Genomic DNA, 18,050 nt, shown 5'->3' on the forward strand with positions numbered 1-18,050 from the left:
ACTAACAGACTGGATTCGTGAGGTGAATCCTACGCTGCATTTGCGCAACAAAGCCCCGAGGCAGCGACAGTAAGCGTTAACACGATAAGGAATATGGAAGCGGCGCCTGCCGAGACAGTTAAGACGCGTTTCGACACACTCAACAAGGCCCGCACTGCCCTGGAACTTGCTGGTATAGAGTTCATTTCCGAAAACGGCGGCGGAGTGGGCGTGAGGCTGCGTAAATGATGGAGTTACTATCCTTCTTTACAAAAATTTTCGAGCTTGGTGGAACACACCGGGCGAAAATTGATGAATGCCGACAGAAGATTTCAGAGCTCAATTCTGAAATATGGATAATTATATCGCGCGTCAGAAACGAAACTAGCGAGGCGCTTGTAGATTTGAGCTTACGGGCATCTGCCATTGACCCGGCGCTTCTACAGACCGAGGCATTCAGGCAGCTTAAAGAATATCGGGAGGCTGTTGATCAAGTTTTGTTCCAAACACAGGAACACCGGCAGCATATGCTGGCCGCAACGGCGTCAGACTTGCAGTCCTGGCGAAAGCTCCATTCGATGATGATGCAAAGGAAATCGCTCGCCGTTCAGGGGCAGGAGTGGACGGCGTCTTTGATTGCACAAATGAACGCGGTCCTAAAGCATGCCGCGAGCGCCAGAGATTAAGCTCTATAGAACGGGTAATGCCCGGCAATATAGATACCGCCGCACACATCCTGCCCTATTCATCCGCCCAGTCGATGAAGGCCAGCGCGTCTTGCAGGGTTGCGCCCTCGATCCCGGCTTCCCGTGCCTGCGCCAGCGCCGCCACCATGGTTGCCAGCGCGCGGGCCTTGCCGCCCGCATCATAGGCCTGCGTCGGGCGCGCAATGTCGATCAGGACACGCCCGCCGAGTTTGGCACTGGCTTCCTCGGCCATCAGCATGGCGATGGGTTGCAGGATCAGTTGCGCCAGATGCCGTTGCGCTTCGCGGACCATGGGGCCTGTCGTGGCGGGATATTGCAGGCCGGGCAGCACTCCGAAGGCGGAAAACACCGCGCCCCTGGCCTCGGTCAGGAATTTATCCGCCATCGTCCTGGACAGATCGGGCGAGAGCTGATCTTGGCTTTTGCCAAGCTGCGGGTGCATCCCTGCGCCAACCGCCTGCGCCACGCCCTCGACAACCTTGGTTGCGCCGCGCTTGCCGACGAAGGCAGAGCGCAAGCTGGCCATATCCTCGGCCGATCCTTCCGGCATGGGAACGATCTGTGACCCAAGCGGCGCATCGCGGAATACATCGCGGATCGCGGTTTCCAGCTCGGCCAGAAGCTGCGCCGAGAGCGAGGCCCGCCGCAGGGGTGCCGATCCGGCCCATGGGGTGTAAGCGTCAGACCCGATCCTGAAATGCAGAACCTCGCCCGCCAGCGCGATTTCAGACCGCCCGCCGCCCGCCTCGGAGATTTGCAGCCGGTATGAGTGCGGGTCGCCATCGCGCGTGGTCAAATCCCAATCGCTGGCCGGGATCAGCCGATCCCGGATCAGGAATACTGCCTCGCCCCGAAGGGCCAGAGAGCGGGCCGTCAGCGCCAGCGCGCGGCGGGTCAGCAGGGCGGTGCCGTTCACATCGGCCAGCGCCAGGCCGCCTTCCCAGAGGGTGACACAGGACTGCACAGCCGAGGTCAATTCCCCGAGGCCCGCCGCGCCGCCAATATAGGACGCGCGGGCCTGCATCACCTGCGCCGCGTAGCCGGTGCCGCGTCGGACAGGCTGATCTCCAATGGCGCCATCCTGCTCATTCCCATGCTTTCCCCTGCGTCATTTCATCTCACAGGGAACCAGACCCCTGCCTGCTGGTTTTCCCCGTGACAGCCGATGAACCCCATCGGATCGTCGTTTTCCCTGTTGGACTTGCGGGGCGCTCAGGGAATGGGGCGCCCCGCTTCTTTTGCGCTGCATCGCTCCCCCTTGCCTGACGGGGGGCACGGGGCGCGTCAGAGATGCCGGGGACGTCGCGCTATGGGCGTGAATGGCGGGCAAGCACCTCACGCCGGCGACCAGCAGCAACCCGACCTGTGCTGCACTGACTGGCCCGGCATGGCTTTTCCTGCCCCGGCGGCGTCCCCTGTGGCATGTCACGCCGGGACGTCCCGGGCTGGCACCGCCTGCGACGGTTCAGATTTCAGACGGCAGCAATCACCAGGCCGGTGCCGTCAGACGGCCACTGACTGAAAGCTCGTGGTGCAGCGCCGCCCCCTGCAAATGCTGTGCGCTGAGCGCCGCAGTCCCCCGGGCAGACGCACGGGCAGACGCACGGGCGGATAAAATAAGTATCATGGTTTCGCCCCCTGCGGCCGGCCCGCGCAAAGCCTCAGACCCCGGGGAGATGCGATGCAACCCCGGGGCGACCCTGGGCTGTGCCATTTCCCTCTGCCCCGGTTCCGCCATCTTTTCCGGAGGTTTCTGCCGTGAAAAACGGATGAAATCACCCCGAAATTCGGATAAAAAGGTCGATTACCTGCCGTTTTTTTGTCTGTTTCCGGGCTCAGATCCTGAGCGTTCACAACAAGTGAGCGTGTACCTTAAAAGGTTAAGAGCAATGGCGACCAATATCTCGGCACTCAAAGACATTTCCGGTTTCATCGGCGGCTGCCTCGTAGACAGCGAAACCGGGCTGATGCTCGTTTCAGAAAAGAAATCGGCGAAATTCGACATCGACACGGCGGCTGCCGCCAATACCGAAGTCGTTCGCGCCAAACACCGGGCGATGCAGGCTCTGGGCCTCGACGACAGCATCGAGGATATTCTTGTGACGCTGGGTGACCAGTTCCACCTGATCCGCCCGCTGGCCTCGAACCCGCTGGTATTCCTTTATGTGGCACTTGACCGCAGCACCGCCAATCTCGGCATGGCGCGGATCGCGGTCAAAGGCGTCGAAAACAAGATCAGGATCTGACAGAGACCACCCTCTGGCCTGGGGCCCGGCATCACGCCGGGCCTTTGTCTGGCCGGCCCCTGCCCGCAGACCCCTGCCCGCAGCCCCGTGCCGGCAGCCCCCTGTCCGTCAGCGTTTCGGCTTTGACCTCCAGCTGTCGCGCCAGGCGCGCAGCCTGCCCCAGATGCCCTTTGCCCCCGCCCGCATGTCATCAACGCCGGCATCGACACGGTCTAACGCCTGTTCCGCCCTGACCATGGCCGGGTCGATCATCCTTTCGCGAAACTGCATCCACATCCGGCGGAGCATGAACAGAAGGAAGGCCAGCACCAGAAGGATCACAATCGAGACCCAGGGGATCACGGTCACATCCGGGCCCGCCACCCGCTTTGCCGAAACGGCATTGGGGAAAATGGTAAAGAATTTGTTGCGCCAGCCGTAATGCGTCACCTCGACCCAGACCGGGTCGGCGGGGGTCGAGACCAGATCCTTTGCCCGCGTCTGCAGCCCGAAACTGTCGATCTTGAAATAGGGCGGCCAGCCCCAGCCGGTATCCTCGTTGCGATATTCCATCGGGCTGCCGCCCGGCGTCACGGCATTGATAAAGAACACATCGCGCGAGGTGGAGTTGGTCATACCGACCTCTGCCCGGCTCCAGAACAGGGAGTTTTCGCCAATATCGACGCGGCGGTTCTCGGTGCCAACGATGCGCACGATGTCATGTTGCGGCAAATTGTAATGCAGGAAGCTGCCCAGCAGAAGAATGACAGCCAGCCAGAGGGTCCATTTGACGTAACGCATAGGGTCAGAACCAGTTCACATAAAAGAAGATCGCGTTAAAGGCGACCATGGGCAGGATATAGATAAGCCATAAAAGCCGCCGTTTCAGCCCCCTTTCATAGGCCTGCATTCCGCGCTCGATAAAAGCGGCGCGGTCGCCTTCCAGCGCGCGCGCCTCCCAGTGCTTTTCAAGTTTTTCGCGCCGGACCGAGCGGGAATAGACGGATGCAAGAAAATAGGCGATCGTCAGGCCGATCAGCATGAAGAAAGCAAGTCTGATCCAGCCGATGATCATGCGGGTTCCCGGTCTCCGTTCTGCATCCTGCGCCTCTTTGTCTGGCCAGACGGCCCGGCCTCAGTGACATGGCGCGGCGCCCCTGTTCCGGAGACCTGCGCCTGGCCTGCCCGGGTCACCGTCTGGCGCCCCCTCCGGAGAGGGATTTGCCCCATGGCCCCGCCGAAATCCGGTTCCCCTGCATCCCCGCGACTTTCCCTGTTCCGGCCCGCGTCCCGGGTTTCATCTCGGGCCGCGCAAGCTCGTCCATTTTCGGCTCTGGTCCGAACAATGTCTCACGCGCGCCCTCCTTGTCGACCATATATTCGCGTGCGAGGAAATCGGCCACATATTGGCGCTTTACCTCGGACCAGCCGCGATATTCCTCATAAAACCGCTCTTTATGGGTGATGAAGAGCTGGCGGATATCCATCACGGAAAGCTCTGAGAGAAGCATATTGACCAGGTCGCGATCCGGGCCGGGCCGGGCGCGGATCGTGTAGAAATAGGCCGCATGCTCGCTGGAAATCCGCGGCCATGGCCCGGCCTCTTCCACCCAGGACAGCATGGCGGCAAGGCCAAGGAATTCCTCGGGCAGCGCCTCACCCAGGCGGTAAGCCAGCTTGCGCAATTCGGTCCGCCGTGCCGCGCCGACCTCGATCCCCAGCTGATCGGCAACGCTGACCAGGATAAAATCCATCTTCTGCCGGAGGATCGCCCCTGCCCCGGCGCCGCCCGGCCCACCGCCCCTCGCCTGCACCACCGGTTCGACCAGCTGATTGCGTTTCAGCCAGTCGGCGATGTGATTGCGATGGCTGAAATCCATCACCTGCGCGATGGGCAGAGTGCCGAATTCCATCATCGGACGCCGGGTAATGGCCGCGGGAAACTTCTGCCCCTGGAAGATATAGATGCCGCCAAACAGGGCCGACCAGAAATCGGGCTGCTCAAAGGTCATCGCCGGCAGATTGATCGGCACCCGCGTCACATCGCCGGTGCGCGCGGCCAGAGCGATCATCTCTGCGATCAGCGCCTCGTCGCGCCAGCCGTCGGGCTCAGCCCGGAACCGCTCGATCAGGGTCGTGAGCTTTTCCGCATCGGCAACATGGCCGCCGATCGTATCGGCCTCGACCGTGACGCGGCGCATGCGGAACAATTGTTCGGGCTTTTCCACCGAAAAGACCGATCCCTGCAATTCACCTGCTACGACATCGCGGGCAGTAAGGGCAAAAAGCTGCGCCTCATTGGCCTCGATGAATTGCACAAGAATGCCGCGCGAGGTCGAGAAGCGGATATTCAGCAAAGGCGCAGATTTTTGCGCCGTGGTCAGCAGGATGAATTGCCGGTTGGCGCCATTCGGGTTGAGATACCAGGGATCATTGAATTCATCGCCGATCTCGGGCGAGAATCCCGACAGATCGATATGAAAATCGGTCAGGCTGGTTTCACGCCCGATCAATGCCTTCAGCGCGCGGTTATAGCGGGCCACAAGCTGGGGCGAGGAAACCTCGATCAGGTTTCCATACATCAGCCCTTTTTCGATGAGGCGCTTCATGGTTGACGCCCCTCAGCCGGGCGTCTTCTGTTCGCAACCGTGCAGATGACGAGGCCGGAGATAATGCCAAGAACAATTCCGGAAACGATGGCTGGCCCGGCAATCCCCACCGGACCTTCCGGCCCGGAGCTGCCCATCGCAAACAGCATCAGCATGACAAAAAACCAGGCCGGAGCCGCTGCTATTGCCGCCATAAATACACCGAGAACATATCCCCCGACCCAAATCCGGCCTTGCATCCCGGGCAGAGCCCGCAAGACTATCCATGTCAAAGCCAGCCAGATCAGAGCGATGATCGCCCAGATCACCATGCTTTCGAATGCGCCGGAATAGGTCTGCCGCTCCATCAGCTCTTGCTCTCAAGATAACGCCGCTTTGCTTCTTCCTGGCGCGAGAAGTCGCGCATCATATTCTGCACCGCGACTTCATCCGAATTATCGGCATAGCGGAATTCGCTGTCGGCATAGCGGTTTATTTCCTGCACCACCATATCAACCGTGATCGGGGTCATAAGCTCCCGTATCATCTTCATCTTTTCGTCATAAGACCTGAAAAGGAAGCGGTCCGGCTCTTCCATCCAGTCATCCGGCAATTCGAAATCCATTGCCCGGACCTTGACGGCATCGGTGATGTTCTTGATCGCGCGACCGGTGAACCGCTCATCCGCCAACTGGATCGCCTTCAGATAGGCGCCGATCTTCGCAATCGTATCAAGCGGCCCCAATTTTGCGCCAACATCTTCCCAGACCTTCACCAGACCAGCCTCATGCGGGCGGGAATGGCCCGCAAAACTGGCCTGCACCGCTTTTTTGATTTCCTGCGCCGCAAAAAGATCATGTTCGCCCAAAGGGATGGAGTGGTTTTTTCCCAGAAGCAGCGACAGAATGTCGATATAGTCCTCACGCGTTTGCGGCCCATCGACCAGAAACCGCGCCCCCGCCCTTTGCCGCAGCGCGTCATCGACATTCTCCGGATAGTTCGAGAACATGCCAAAGGTGCAATTGCCGCGCACCACAGTTCCGGATCCGGCAAAGGCGCCCATGAAAACAGCGGTCACCTCCTGCTGCCCGGCGCTTGACTGCCGGTCGCCACGCTTCCCCGCGACCTGGTCAATATCGTCAATCGTGCCAAAGCCAATGGCCGACGGATCAAGAATAGTGTCGACAAAGGCCTTCGCATTCTGCCCGGATTTGCCCTGATAGGAGTCTATCTGGTCGATCGAGAAATTCTGATAGCGGAACGGATATCCCGCAACCTGACAGTAATCATTCAAAAGCCCCGCCATCATCTGGATCAGGGTGGTTTTCCCGGTGCCGGGCTTGCCATCCCCCATGAAGGTGAAAATAAACCCGCCCAGTTCCGCAAAGGGGTTCAACCGGCGCTCAAAATCATAGGCCATCAGCATCTTTGCAAGGCGCAGGCTCTGATATTTCGCGATATGATTGCCGACCACCTCATATGGCTTTTTAAACGCCATGGTGATCTGACCACCCTTTGCCGCCCGCGCAGGGCGGAAGCCGGCAATCAGCAACCCATCGGCTTCGACCTTCCAGGACCCGCCGGAATAGGCGGCAAGGCGCGGTGCCGTCTCGGCCCGGAGCGCCACTTTCTGCATCAATGCTTCGGCAAAGGCCGAAATCACCGCGACCAGCCGCTGATCGTCCGAGGCCAGAACGGCGATGTCCTGATCCAGCTCCCAGAGCGCGCCCTGCAAGGCGAGCGGCGCATTGTCGCTCAGCACCTCTTCGACCTCGCCGAGTTCGACGGTCTGGCTGCCAAGATGCGGCGCGATCAGAAATGCCGTCGCATTGGCGAATGTGTAAAGCACCGCAAGCGCTTCGGCCTGAAGCAATTCCCCAAATTCCGCGCGCCGCGCCTCGGGAAGCCGGCCTTCGAGATTGGCACGCTTCAGCTCCGCCAGGCCCGATTGCGCCGCAAAGGTCTCGCCCATCGCCAAAGCAACCGCCAAAGCCCGCCGGAGCGCATTCAGCGCCGCCGCCTGCCCCGGAGAGAGCAACCCATCCGAAAGCGCCTCGATCCGGTCAAGGATCCGCACGCCGCCTGGCCGCGCCGCCGGACGCGCCGCCATCCCCGGCACCGTCGAGCGAAACCGGGGCCGCGCCCCGATCCCGGGCGAGCGCTCGGCAAGCGGCGCCGCCTCCAGCGGCTTTGCCAGCCGTGGCGCGTGATCGAACCCGGAAACAAGCCCGAGCGCCGCCTCATACTGGCCCCGGATCGCCTCTTCTTTCAGTTCCATCGTATCGCGCGCAACCATCACTTACCTTCCTGCCGGATCACCCGGCTTCAACCGCTCATGCCTCCGGCGGGGATATTTAAGGACAGAAAATAGCAGCCTCATTTTCTGTCTCTAAATATCCCGGGGGAGCCCACGCCGCAGGCGTGGGCGGGGGCAGCGCCCCCTAGCCCGGGATCAGCCTGCCCCCGGCGCCAACCACGAATTTCCGGATCCCGCGCAGGCCCGGCGGATCCTGTTCGACAAGCACCTGATAGGGCCGCTCCGGCAGCACGATCATCCGTTCAGTCGCCGTCGTCCCCGTATCGGCCCCGATCACCGGCGCGAGACGCCAGATCTGCCCGGGCCGCGTCGAGAACCAGCCGTCTTTCACCGGCTCCTCGCGATCCGAGACCAGATCTTCCAGCGTCCAGACCAGCGCCCAATCCTCGCCTTCCGGGGCGCGCGCATCTTCCAGCACGTTCGAGATCGGGCCCGATTGCAGCGTGAAGCCCGAGGAATACATCGGCCCCAGCGTGATACGGCGCAGCCGTTTCGGACAGGCGTCCTCGAAATCCTTGTCAAAGCCGGTGGCCATGGTCACCAGCTTCAGCCCTCCCATGCTTTGCGCCAGCAGTTTTTGCCGGATCCCGGGCCAGCGCAAGGCGTCCTCGGGCAGCGAGCGGCGACCGGTATCCTCCATCTCCAGCAGATAGACCACCGGCAGGTTCAGCCCGGAATCCCAGACCGCCCAATGGATCAGATAGCGGCGGCGGTCGCCATTTTGCCCCAGCCATTGCGCCTCCGGGTCATTCCTCGCGTGAAACAATCCGCCCGCGCGGACCGCCTCATAGTAAAGCCGCTGGCTCAGCGCGAACTGGAGCTGCACCGGCACTTTGCGCTCGCCCAGAATGGTGCGGATCATGCGGTCGCGCAGCTCGTCTGCAGAGGCCATGCCCGAGAGATGACGTTCGGCCTGCTGGGCATCGACCGCCATCATCATCAGTTCCTGCACCACCGGAAAACCGCTTTCATGGCGGTCGATGGTCAGGCGTGGCGCGCCTTCGGCAAGGCCCGACATCAGGTATTTATGGCTCAGCGCGCTGAATGTGCCGATCACGCCGTTCAGATAGGCGGCCAGCACCCGTGTCTCGACCCGACTGAAGCGGCCTTCTTTCTCGAATTCCGCCGCGACCCTGGCCAGATAGCCGCCGATCCGGCCGAATTTCGTGAAATAGCGCCGCGCTTGGGCGGTATCGTAGATTTCGGCGTGATCGCTGACCAGCGCTTCTTTCACGCTGTTATCAGCCATCCGCGCCTCCATCCTCTCCCGCAGCTGGCCCCGAAATATCGCCATCGCCGCCGCCCATCAGCACAACCAGCACCGCAACAAGCGCGAGAATACTGCCTGCCCCCAGCACAAAGAGGCCGCTTTCGCCGATATACCATTCGGCCCGGGTCATATCGTAGTGGTCAAGCACCGCGCCCAGCCCGATCATGACGATCCCAAGCGCGATCAGGGCAAGTCCTGCCGGGAAGGCCCGACCTGGCAGCCGGCCCCCTCTCATCCCCCGTAACTGCTTTTGTCGTGTTTCTCGACAATAGCGGCAAAGCGGCGGGCGAAACGTTCATCCGCCCTGGCTTTTTCCTCGAGGATCTTACGAGCGAAGACCATATTGCCCTCATGCGCCTCGAGCATATCGGCCATTTTCGCATTGGTGGCCGAGCCGATCGCCGCCATGGCCGCCTGGGCCTCCTGGTCGGTCTTGACCCCGATCTCGTTGATCCGGTGTGCGACATCCTGCTGTTGTGCGGTTTTCAGGGACGAGGTCAGCGCGTCATACAGCACCACGCGCTGGCGGGTATCGGTTTGCAGCTTGTTGATCAGCACCAGCTGGGTTGCGGCCTGGTTGGTCAGACTGTCGACCCAGGTCTTGCCCTTTTCGATATAGCGCTCGAGCGTCTGGCTGCGGGCAAGCTTGACCTGTTCATCCTGGATCAGCGCATTGTGTTTCGCGTTCAGCCCGGCAAGCTCGGTCTCAAGCCGGGTCCGCGCCGCCGCATCCATCTCGACCGAGATGCGGTTCTCCAGCTCGATCAGGCCCGGGTCCATTGCGGCCACCTCACGGCGCACCGCTTCAAGGTCTGCCACAGTCGTTTCGCGATCGGTCAGGGTCGCGGAAAGATTGGTCTCGACCCTCGCCTTCTGCCCGTTCAGAAGCTCCAGCTGGCCTTGCAGCAGCTTTACGATCACATCCGATTTCGAGATCAGATCCTGCAGCTTGTCATCGATGGTGGCCGAGCGCAGCCGCTCCTGGCGCAGGCTTTCCGATTTCCCCGAGGAAAAGATGCCGACAAAGCTTTCCCAGCCGGTCTTGGTCCGCATCTCGTCGAAATCTTTCGAGAATGCGGCGGTCACATCGTCAAGCCCCATGATCAGCTCGGCGATATTGGCGTTCATCACATCGGTATGTTTGTGGACATCTTCCAGCGTGGCATTTTCCACATCGATCTCGATGCCCTGATCGGCCTTGGTCCGCGCGCTTTCAATCACCGATGTGATCGCGGTGATCTTGTCCTGGGCCGCCCGGACCTGTTTTTCACTCTCAAGGATCTGAGCTTCAAAATTCGACAATCTGCCCTCCATCAAACAACCGGACCACTCTGCCCCTGACATTGGAGCCTCGCGCGGATGCTACGCGTATGGACCAGGTTGCGGAAGCAGAAAACAAGTAAGACAAGCCAGCTTTCGCGCGCCTGTGACAGGTCGGAATTCCCCACCTGCCCGACATAGAGAGCTCGGGCACTGGCCTTCCACTAGTCTTGGCTTTCCACGGGCATTGGCATTCGCGCGGTGCTTGCGCAGGGCGGCCGGCAGGACGCGTTTCTTGCCGGACCTGCTGTGCCATTTGGTCAGGATCGGTCCGCCGTGGCGCATGACCACCGGCGCGGCCTTGCGTTTTGGCGATGTTCAGGGTTCTGTATGAAGCGGCGTGTGACGGGGCAAGTGCAGGTCTGCGGACAGACCACAACCCAGCAACCACATGAAAAAATCAGCAAATAAGAATAGTGGCCGGAAACCGGAATGATCGACAAGCTGCAGATGTTCATCGCATTGGCGAAAGAACGGCATTTCGGGCGCGCGGCCGAGGCTTGTGGCGTCACCCAGCCCTCGCTGTCTTCTGCGATCCGCCAGCTGGAAGAGACGCTCGGGGTGCAGCTTGTGCATCGCGGTTCGCGCTTTCAGGGGCTGACGCCCGAAGGCAAACGCGTGCTGGAACGCGCGGTGCAGATCGTCGGCGATGTGCGCGCTTTGCGCGATGAGATGCGGGTGGTGCGCTCTGGCCTTTCGGGGCATCTGCGGATCGGGGTGATCCCGACGGCCCTGCCGATGGTGGCAGAACTGACCCGCCCCTTTCTCACCCGCCATCCCAATGTCACCCTTTCGGTGCTGTCCAGAACATCGACCGAGATCCTGACCGGGATCGAAAGCCTCGATCTCGACGCCGGCATCACCTATCTCGACAATGAGCCGCTGGGGCGCGTGACCCAGGCGCCGCTTTACCCGGAATTCTACCGCTTCATCTGCGCGCCCGGGTCGGAAATGGCGGGGCGCGACCGCATCTCCTGGTCCGAAGCCGCGACACAGCCGCTTTGCCTGCTGACCCAGGACATGCAAAACCGCCGCATTGTCGACCAGAATCTCGCCGCGGCGGGGGGGCTGCGCACGCCAGGCGTTGAAAGCAATTCCTCGATCGTGCTGGTGAGCCATGTCTTGACCGGCAACTGGTGCTCCATCGTCTCGAAACGGCTGGCCGATATCTTTGCCGGCGGCGGCCAGATCGTCACTGTGCCGCTGGTCGAGCCCGAGGTCGAACATATGGTCGGCCTGATCTGCGCGCGGCGCGATCCACAAACGCCCGTCATCGCAGCGCTGATTGACGAGGCGCAGAAGTACCGTTCGCGGCGCTGACATCCGAAAAGCGAAACCAACCAAATCCCTCGGGATTTGATAGAAAAATCCTATCGTATAACGGGCAATATGAATTGATTGACCTATCATAAGGGTTACAAATCAACGGGCCAGCGAAAGGCCCGCATATGCTTGATTCTGTAGACATCGCCGCCCGTGTAGAAGAGATCCTCGCCGCCCATTCGGGCACCGAGGGCGCGCTTTTGCCCATTCTGCATTCGGTGCAGGAAAGCTTTGGTTACGTGCCGGAGGAGGTGCTGCCGCAGATCGCGCAGCATCAGAATATCTCCAAGGCCGAAGCCTATGGAGTGATGACATTCTATCATGATTTCAGGGCGAAACCCGCCGGAACCCATGTGCTGAAACTGTGTCGTGCCGAAAGCTGCCAGACCATGGGTGCGGACCGTGTGGCGGCCCATGCGAAAGAGACGCTGGGCCTCGACTGGCATGAGACGACACCCGACGGAAAGATCACGCTGGAGCCGATCTTCTGCCTTGGCCTTTGTGCCTGCGGCCCGTCGGCGCTGGTCGACGGCAAAGTGGTTGGCCGCCTGACCGAGGCGAAACTTGACGCTATCGTGAAGGGTATGCGCTGATGAGGATCTGGATCCCCCGCGACGCAAGCGCAAAGGCGCTTGGTGCTGAAGAGGTTGTAACGGCTGTGAAGGCCGAGGCAGCGCGCCGTGGTGTTGAGGTGACGATCACCCGCAACGGCTCGCGCGGCATGGTCTGGCTGGAGCCGCTGGTCGAGGTGGAAACGCCTGAAGGCCGCGTGGCCTTTGGCCCGATGACGCCGGAAGACGTGGCGCAGATCTTTGATGGCGGTGAACTGGCGCTTGGCCTCACCGAAGACCTGCCCTGGCTCAGGGCCCAGACCCGGCTGACCTTCGCCCGCTGCGGCATCATCGATCCGGTTTCGCTGGATGAATATCGGGCCCATGGCGGCCTCAAAGGCCTGACCCGGGCGCTGGCAATGACCGGCGCCGAAGTTGTTCAGGAAGTGCTGAATTCCGGCCTGCGTGGCCGGGGCGGCGCGGGCTTCCCCACCGGCATCAAATGGAAGACCGTCCATGATGCGCCCATAAAACCGGAACTGGGCGAGAAGAAATACATCGTCACCAATGCCGACGAAGGCGACTCGGGCACCTTCGCCGACCGCATGATCATGGAAGGCGACCCCTTCACCCTGATCGAAGGCATGATCATCGCCGGGATCGCAGTCGGCGCCACCAAGGGCTTCATCTATTCCCGCTCGGAATATCCGGACGCCAATGAGGTGATGGCGGCGGCGATCGCAGTGGGCCGCGTTGAGGGGCTTCTCGGGCAGAACGTGCTCGGCTCGGGCAAAGTGTTTGAGCTGGAACTGCGCGTCGGCGCCGGCGCCTATGTCTGCGGCGAAGAGACGGCTCTGCTGAACAGCCTTGAAGGCAAGCGCGGCACCGTGCGCGCCAAGCCGCCGCTGCCGGCGCTGCAAGGGTTCATGGGCCGCCCGACGGTGGTGAACAACGTCATTTCGCTGGCCTCGGTGCCGGTGATCCTGGCGGAAGGCGCCGAGCATTATGCCAGTTTCGGCATCGGCCGCTCGAAAGGCACGATCCCGCTGCAGATCGCGGGCAATGTGAAACATGGCGGCCTCTTTGAGATCGCCTTTGGTCTGACGCTTGACAGGATCGTCAATGAGATCGGCGGCGGCACGGCGTCCGGTCGCCCGGTCAAGGCGGTGCAGGTCGGCGGGCCGCTGGGCGCCTGGATCCCGGTCAGCCAGTTTGACACGCCTTTCGGCTATGAGGAATATGCCGGCCAGAATGCGCTGATCGGCCATGCAGGTCTGACGGTTGCCGATGACACCGCCGATATGATGGCGATGGCGCGGTTCGCGATGGAATTCTGCGCGATTGAAAGCTGTGGCAAATGCACGCCCTGCCGGATCGGCGCGGTGCGTGGCGTCGAGACGCTTGACCGTATCGCGCGCGGTGACACAGCGGCGATCCCGCTGCTGACGGATCTGTGCGAGACGATGAAATCCGGCTCGCTCTGCGCGCTTGGCGGCTTCACCCCCTACCCCGTGATGTCGGCCCTGACGCATTTCCCGGATGATTTCACGGGCGCCGCCCGCGAGGCCGCCGAATGAACACCGCCCCGATCAGCGGACAGGTTAAGGGGCCCGCCTCTTACTTTCCCTCGATCGAGGCGAAATATGGCCAGCCAGTGCAACATTGGCTGGACCTTATTGCGACACAAACCGGCCAGCCCCATATGAAGATTGTCGGTTGGCTGAAAGAAACCCACGGTCTTGGCCACGGCCACGCCAATGCGCTTGTTGCTCATGCGCTGAGCCAGAAGGACATATGAGATGAAAGATTTCATCATCCCCGCCCCGATGTTCTCCGACCGCGACATGGGCACGCCCGCGTCGAAGTCGAAGACGCAAGTGACGCTGGAAATCGACGGCTTTGAGGTCACCGTGCCCGAGGGCACCTCGATCATGCGCGCCGCCGCCGAGCTTGGCATCACCGTGCCGAAGCTTTGTGCGACCGACAGCATTGATGCTTTCGGATCCTGCCGGCTTTGTCTGGTCGAGATCGAGGGCCGCAACGGCACCCCCGCCTCCTGCACCACGCCGGTCGCGCCCGGGATCAGGGTCAAGACCCAGACCGGCAAGCTGAAGCAGCTGCGCAAAGGCGTGATGGAGCTTTACATCTCCGACCACCCGCTGGACTGTCTGACCTGCGGCGCCAATGGCGATTGCGAGCTTCAGGATATGGCCGGTGCCGTTGGCCTGCGCGATGTGCGCTATGAGGCGGAAGCCAATCACTTCCTTGCGAAAAACACCTCGGGCGAAGCCAATATCGACTGGCTGCCGAAGGACGACTCGAACCCCTATTTCTCTTATGATCCGTCGAAATGCATCGTCTGCAACCGTTGCGTTCGTGCCTGCGAAGAAGTTCAGGGCACTTTCGCGCTGACCATTGAAGGCCGTGGCTTTGAGAGCCGCATCCATGCCGGCGTCAAGGATGACAGCTTCCTCGCCTCGGATTGCGTCTCCTGCGGCGCCTGCGTCCAGGCCTGCCCGACGGCAACCCTGATTGAGAAATCGGTGCTCGAGATCGGTACGCCGGATAAGTCTGTCGTCACCACCTGCGCCTATTGCGGCGTCGGCTGCCAGTTCAAGGCCGAGATGCGCGGCGACGAGCTGGTGCGTATGGTGCCCTATAAGCATGGCAAGGCGAACCGCGGCCATTCCTGCGTCAAGGGTCGTTTCGCTTACGGCTATGCCAGCCATAAGGACCGGATCCTCAATCCGATGATCCGCGACAGCATCAACGATCCCTGGCAGGAAGTGTCCTGGACCGAAGCGATGGATTTCGCGGCCTCGCGCATGAAGGCGATCCAGGAGAAATATGGCCGTCAGTCGGTCGGCGTGATCACCTCCTCGCGCTGCACCAATGAGGAAACCTACCTCGTTCAGAAACTGACCCGCGCCGTCTTCCAGAACAACAACACCGATACCTGCGCCCGTGTCTGCCATTCGCCGACCGGCTATGGGCTCGGCCAGACCTTCGGCACCTCGGCCGGCACCCAGGATTTCGACTCGGTCGAAGCGGCTGACGTGATCCTGGTGATCGGCGCCAACCCGCATTCCGGCCACCCGGTCTTTGCCAGCCGGATGAAAAAGCGCCTGCGTAAAGGGGCAAAGCTGATCGTCGTCGACCCGCGTCGTACGGAATCGGTCGAAGGCCCGCATTACCGCGCCAAACATCACCTCGCGCTGAAGCCCGGCACCAACGTGGCCGTGGTCACCGCGCTGGCACATGTGATCGTGACCGAGGGTCTTTACAACGAAGAGTTCATCCGCACCCGCTGCGACTGGGATGAATTCCAGGACTATATGGAATTCGTCGCCGACCCGCGTCATTCGCCCGAGGCGATCGAGATGCTGACCGGCGTTCCGGCCGCAGAAGTGCGCGGCGCGGCCCGTCTCTACGCCACCGGCGGCAATGCGGCGATTTACTATGGCCTCGGCGTGACCGAGCACAGCCAGGGCTCGACCACCGTCATCGGCATCGCAAACCTCGCGATGCTGACCGGAAATATCGGCCGCCCCGGCGTTGGCGTGAACCCGCTGCGCGGGCAGAACAACGTGCAAGGCAGCTGCGATATGGGGTCCTTCCCGCATGAACTGCCGGGCTATCGCCACGTCAAGAACCCGGAAGTCCGCGCGATCTATGAGACGCTCTGGGATGTGAAGATCGACCCGGAACCCGGCCTCAGGATCCCGAACATGCTGGACGCGGCGGTCGAGGGCACCTTTAAAGGCCTCTATTGCCAGGGCGAAGACATCCTGCAATCCGACCCGGACACCCATCACGTCGCCTCGGGCCTTGCTGCGATGGAATGCGTCATTGTCCATGACCTCTTCCTGAACGAGACCGCGAATTACGCGCATGTCTTCTTCCCGGGGTCGTCCTTCCTGGAAAAAGACGGCACCTTCACCAATGCCGAGCGCCGCATCAATATGGTCCGCAAGGTGATGGCCCCGAAACAGGGCTATGCCGACTGGGAAATCACCCAGATGTTCGCGAACCGCATGCTGGAAGACCAGGGCCGGGCAAAATGGGGCTACACCCACCCTGCCCAGATCATGGAAGAGATCGCCATGACCACGCCGTCTTTCGCCGGTGTGAGCTATGAGAAGATCGAGACCATGGGCTCGGTGCAATGGCCGGTGAACGATAAGGCACCGGAAGGCACGCCGCTGGTCCATGTCGACGGTTTCGTGCGCGGCAAGGGCAAGTTCATCCGCACCGAATATGTCGCGACCGATGAAAAGACCGGGCCGAAATTCCCGCTCTTGCTGACCACCGGCCGCATCCTCAGCCAGTATAACGTCGGCGCTCAGACACGGCGCACCGACAACACCGCCTGGCACCCCGAGGATCTGCTGGAAATCCACCCGCATGACGCCGAGAACCGCGGCATCCGCAACGGGGACTGGGTGCGGCTTGCATCGCGCGCCGGTGTGACCTCGCTCAGGGCCGACATCACCGACAAGGTCTCGCCGGGCGTGGTCTATACCACCTTCCACCATCCCGACACCCAGGCTAACGTCATCACCACCGATTTCTCGGACTGGGCGACCAACTGCCCGGAATATAAGGTGACAGCGGTGCAGGTCAGCCCCTCGAACGGGCCATCGGACTGGCAGGAAGAGTATAACGCTCAGGCGACCCTGTCGCGCCGCATCCTGCCCGCTGCGGAGTAAGGCGGAGGCTGAAATGACCATGGGTGCAAAGCCCGTTCCGCGCCTCTTCTTCGGGGCGCGGGATGGCACGGAAACAATCGAACAGGGCAATCGCACCCTGCCGCAGGAATTTGCGGTGGCCTTGTCTTTCAATGGCACCACCCAGGCGGTGATGATGGCGACCCCTGCGGATCTGGTTGATTTCGCTTATGGTTTCGCGCTGACCGAAGGTATTGCCCGCCCGCATGAGGTCGAAGAAATCACCGTGGTCGAAGGCGAGCGCGGCATTGACGTGCAGTCCTGGCTGGTGCCTGAGGCCGAGGCGCGGCTGGCCAAACGCCGCCGCACCATGGCCGGCCCGGTCGGCTGCGGGCTCTGCGGTATCGACAGTATCAACGAGGCGCTGCGTGAACTGCCGCCCGTAGCGCCCTCCCCTTTCCGCATGACCCCGGCTGAGGTGCGCGAGGCCATCGCCGCCCTGCCCGCGCATCAGCCGCTGCATGACGTGACGCGCGCCGCCCATTGCGCCGCTTACTGGGTGCCGGGCGGGCTTTTCGCGGCGCGCGAAGATGTCGGGCGGCATAATGCGCTCGACAAACTCGCGGGTCATCTGATCCGCCACGATCATCCCGAAGGCGCGGTCGTCCTGACCAGCCGCGTCTCGACCGATATGGTGCAGAAGGTCGCGGCCATCGGCGCCGGGATGCTGATCGCGGTCTCGGCCCCGACTGCTGACGCCGTGGCGCTGGCCGACCATCTCGGCATTACCGTAATCGCGCTCACCCGCCCGGAGCGGTTCGAGCTTTTCACCCATTCTGACCGCATCGTGACGGAGCAATCCCATGCAAACTGACGGCATCAACCCGAAAATCTCGCGCATGGCAAACCAGATCGCCATGTTCATGGAGAGCAAACCCGAGGCCGAAGGCATCGAGGGTCTTTCCAGCCATATCAACGACTTCTGGGAACCCCGGATGCGCCGCCAGTTCTTTCAGCTGATCGATGCCGGCGGCGAGGGCCTGCGCCCGCTGGTGATCAAGGCCTCTGAAAAGATCCGCCGCCCCGATCCGGCCTGACCCTGC

General features: G+C 61.7%; 18 protein-coding genes. 9 read left to right on the top strand and 9 right to left on the bottom strand.

The window, feature by feature from the left end; translation table 11 throughout:
• Positions 1 to 224 precede the first annotated feature (224 nt).
• Positions 225 to 665 (top strand): hypothetical protein, encoded by a 441-nt coding sequence (locus tag JC607_RS15640; protein WP_198837836.1) that lies wholly within the window; start codon positions 225 to 227, stop codon positions 663 to 665.
• A gap of 55 nt (positions 666 to 720) precedes the next feature.
• Here JC607_RS15640 and JC607_RS15645 read toward each other — a convergent pair whose 3' ends face one another.
• Complete coding sequence (locus tag JC607_RS15645; protein ID WP_233092939.1) at positions 721 to 1,710, bottom strand: phage portal protein; 990 nt, start codon at positions 1,708 to 1,710, stop codon at positions 721 to 723.
• 865 nt (positions 1,711 to 2,575) lie between these two features.
• On the opposite strand from JC607_RS15645, the gene JC607_RS15650 reads away from it, so the two are divergent.
• Positions 2,576 to 2,932: a roadblock/LC7 domain-containing protein gene (locus tag JC607_RS15650; RefSeq protein ID WP_198837837.1), complete on the top strand. Its 357-nt coding sequence runs from the start codon at positions 2,576 to 2,578 to the stop codon at positions 2,930 to 2,932.
• Positions 2,933 to 3,040: 108 nt separating this feature from the next.
• Here JC607_RS15650 and JC607_RS15655 read toward each other — a convergent pair whose 3' ends face one another.
• The 8 genes from JC607_RS15655 to JC607_RS15690 form a co-directional block, all read right to left on the bottom strand.
• Positions 3,041 to 3,712 carry a DUF1523 family protein gene (locus tag JC607_RS15655; protein WP_198837838.1) on the bottom strand — a complete coding sequence of 224 codons (672 nt, stop codon included), beginning with the start codon at positions 3,710 to 3,712 and terminating at the stop codon, positions 3,041 to 3,043.
• 4 nt (positions 3,713 to 3,716) lie between these two features.
• On the bottom strand, positions 3,717 to 3,986 hold the full coding sequence (locus tag JC607_RS15660) for a hypothetical protein (protein WP_233092940.1): 270 nt from the start codon (positions 3,984 to 3,986) through the stop codon (positions 3,717 to 3,719).
• A gap of 115 nt (positions 3,987 to 4,101) precedes the next feature.
• The gene (locus JC607_RS15665; protein ID WP_198837839.1) at positions 4,102 to 5,520 is read right to left on the bottom strand and encodes a DUF6638 family protein; all 1,419 of its coding nucleotides are present in this window, start codon (positions 5,518 to 5,520) and stop codon (positions 4,102 to 4,104) included.
• On the bottom strand, positions 5,517 to 5,867 hold the full coding sequence (locus JC607_RS15670) for a hypothetical protein (RefSeq protein WP_198837840.1): 351 nt from the start codon (positions 5,865 to 5,867) through the stop codon (positions 5,517 to 5,519). The genes JC607_RS15665 and JC607_RS15670 overlap by 4 nt, the downstream gene beginning before the upstream one ends.
• Entirely contained in the window at positions 5,867 to 7,795 is a 1,929-nt protein-coding gene (locus JC607_RS15675; protein ID WP_233092941.1) for an ATP-binding protein, read from the bottom strand. The genes JC607_RS15670 and JC607_RS15675 overlap by 1 nt, the downstream gene beginning before the upstream one ends.
• Positions 7,796 to 7,940: 145 nt before the next feature.
• Positions 7,941 to 9,065 carry a hypothetical protein gene (locus tag JC607_RS15680; protein WP_198837842.1) on the bottom strand — a complete coding sequence of 375 codons (1,125 nt, stop codon included), beginning with the start codon at positions 9,063 to 9,065 and terminating at the stop codon, positions 7,941 to 7,943.
• Positions 9,058 to 9,321 carry a hypothetical protein gene (locus tag JC607_RS15685; RefSeq protein ID WP_198837843.1) on the bottom strand — a complete coding sequence of 88 codons (264 nt, stop codon included), beginning with the start codon at positions 9,319 to 9,321 and terminating at the stop codon, positions 9,058 to 9,060. The genes JC607_RS15680 and JC607_RS15685 overlap by 8 nt, the downstream gene beginning before the upstream one ends.
• Positions 9,318 to 10,388 (bottom strand): hypothetical protein, encoded by a 1,071-nt coding sequence (locus JC607_RS15690; RefSeq protein WP_198837844.1) that lies wholly within the window; start codon positions 10,386 to 10,388, stop codon positions 9,318 to 9,320. The genes JC607_RS15685 and JC607_RS15690 overlap by 4 nt, the downstream gene beginning before the upstream one ends.
• A 450-nt stretch (positions 10,389 to 10,838) precedes the next feature.
• On the opposite strand from JC607_RS15690, the gene JC607_RS15695 reads away from it, so the two are divergent.
• From JC607_RS15695 to JC607_RS15725, 7 genes are all read left to right on the top strand, one after another.
• Positions 10,839 to 11,726, top strand: coding sequence for a LysR family transcriptional regulator (locus JC607_RS15695; RefSeq protein ID WP_198837845.1), 888 nt, complete (start codon positions 10,839 to 10,841; stop codon positions 11,724 to 11,726).
• Between the two features lie 128 nt (positions 11,727 to 11,854).
• Positions 11,855 to 12,322 (top strand): formate dehydrogenase subunit gamma, encoded by a 468-nt coding sequence (locus JC607_RS15700; protein WP_198837846.1) that lies wholly within the window; start codon positions 11,855 to 11,857, stop codon positions 12,320 to 12,322.
• Positions 12,322 to 13,857, top strand: a complete 1,536-nt coding sequence (locus JC607_RS15705; protein WP_198837847.1) for an NADH-quinone oxidoreductase subunit NuoF — start codon at positions 12,322 to 12,324, stop codon at positions 13,855 to 13,857. Before JC607_RS15700 ends, JC607_RS15705 begins: the two co-directional genes overlap by 1 nt.
• Complete coding sequence (locus JC607_RS15710) at positions 13,854 to 14,078, top strand: DUF4287 domain-containing protein (RefSeq protein ID WP_198837848.1); 225 nt, start codon at positions 13,854 to 13,856, stop codon at positions 14,076 to 14,078. Before JC607_RS15705 ends, JC607_RS15710 begins: the two co-directional genes overlap by 4 nt.
• A 1-nt stretch (position 14,079) precedes the next feature.
• Positions 14,080 to 16,989 (top strand): formate dehydrogenase subunit alpha, encoded by a 2,910-nt coding sequence (fdhF, locus tag JC607_RS15715; RefSeq protein ID WP_198837849.1) that lies wholly within the window; start codon positions 14,080 to 14,082, stop codon positions 16,987 to 16,989.
• Between the two features lie 19 nt (positions 16,990 to 17,008).
• Positions 17,009 to 17,821, top strand: coding sequence for a formate dehydrogenase accessory sulfurtransferase FdhD (gene fdhD, locus JC607_RS15720; RefSeq protein WP_370584829.1), 813 nt, complete (start codon positions 17,009 to 17,011; stop codon positions 17,819 to 17,821).
• A complete protein-coding gene (locus tag JC607_RS15725; protein WP_233092942.1) occupies positions 17,811 to 18,044 on the top strand; it encodes a formate dehydrogenase subunit delta in 234 nt (77 codons plus the stop codon). Before fdhD ends, JC607_RS15725 begins: the two co-directional genes overlap by 11 nt.
• The last annotated feature ends 6 nt before the right edge of the window (positions 18,045 to 18,050 follow it).

The sequence above is a fragment of the Paracoccus sp. IB05 genome (assembly GCF_016405985.1).
GTDB lineage: Bacteria > Pseudomonadota > Alphaproteobacteria > Rhodobacterales > Rhodobacteraceae > Pseudogemmobacter.

Coding starts and splice junctions, on each gene's coding strand:
- JC607_RS15665 (WP_198837839.1), bottom strand. CDS start 5,520: ATGAAGCGCCTCATCGAAAAAGGGCTGATGTATGGAAACCTGATCGAG.
- JC607_RS15640 (WP_198837836.1), top strand. CDS start 225: ATGATGGAGTTACTATCCTTCTTTACAAAAATTTTCGAGCTTGGTGGA.
- fdhD (WP_370584829.1), top strand. CDS start 17,009: ATGGGTGCAAAGCCCGTTCCGCGCCTCTTCTTCGGGGCGCGGGATGGC.
- JC607_RS15650 (WP_198837837.1), top strand. CDS start 2,576: ATGGCGACCAATATCTCGGCACTCAAAGACATTTCCGGTTTCATCGGC.
- fdhF (WP_198837849.1), top strand. CDS start 14,080: ATGAAAGATTTCATCATCCCCGCCCCGATGTTCTCCGACCGCGACATG.
- JC607_RS15680 (WP_198837842.1), bottom strand. CDS start 9,065: ATGGCTGATAACAGCGTGAAAGAAGCGCTGGTCAGCGATCACGCCGAA.
- JC607_RS15685 (WP_198837843.1), bottom strand. CDS start 9,321: ATGAGAGGGGGCCGGCTGCCAGGTCGGGCCTTCCCGGCAGGACTTGCC.
- JC607_RS15700 (WP_198837846.1), top strand. CDS start 11,855: ATGCTTGATTCTGTAGACATCGCCGCCCGTGTAGAAGAGATCCTCGCC.
- JC607_RS15695 (WP_198837845.1), top strand. CDS start 10,839: ATGATCGACAAGCTGCAGATGTTCATCGCATTGGCGAAAGAACGGCAT.
- JC607_RS15670 (WP_198837840.1), bottom strand. CDS start 5,867: ATGGAGCGGCAGACCTATTCCGGCGCATTCGAAAGCATGGTGATCTGG.
- JC607_RS15655 (WP_198837838.1), bottom strand. CDS start 3,712: ATGCGTTACGTCAAATGGACCCTCTGGCTGGCTGTCATTCTTCTGCTG.
- JC607_RS15725 (WP_233092942.1), top strand. CDS start 17,811: ATGCAAACTGACGGCATCAACCCGAAAATCTCGCGCATGGCAAACCAG.
- JC607_RS15660 (WP_233092940.1), bottom strand. CDS start 3,986: ATGATCATCGGCTGGATCAGACTTGCTTTCTTCATGCTGATCGGCCTG.
- JC607_RS15705 (WP_198837847.1), top strand. CDS start 12,322: ATGAGGATCTGGATCCCCCGCGACGCAAGCGCAAAGGCGCTTGGTGCT.
- JC607_RS15710 (WP_198837848.1), top strand. CDS start 13,854: ATGAACACCGCCCCGATCAGCGGACAGGTTAAGGGGCCCGCCTCTTAC.
- JC607_RS15645 (WP_233092939.1), bottom strand. CDS start 1,710: ATGCAGGCCCGCGCGTCCTATATTGGCGGCGCGGCGGGCCTCGGGGAA.
- JC607_RS15675 (WP_233092941.1), bottom strand. CDS start 7,795: ATGGTTGCGCGCGATACGATGGAACTGAAAGAAGAGGCGATCCGGGGC.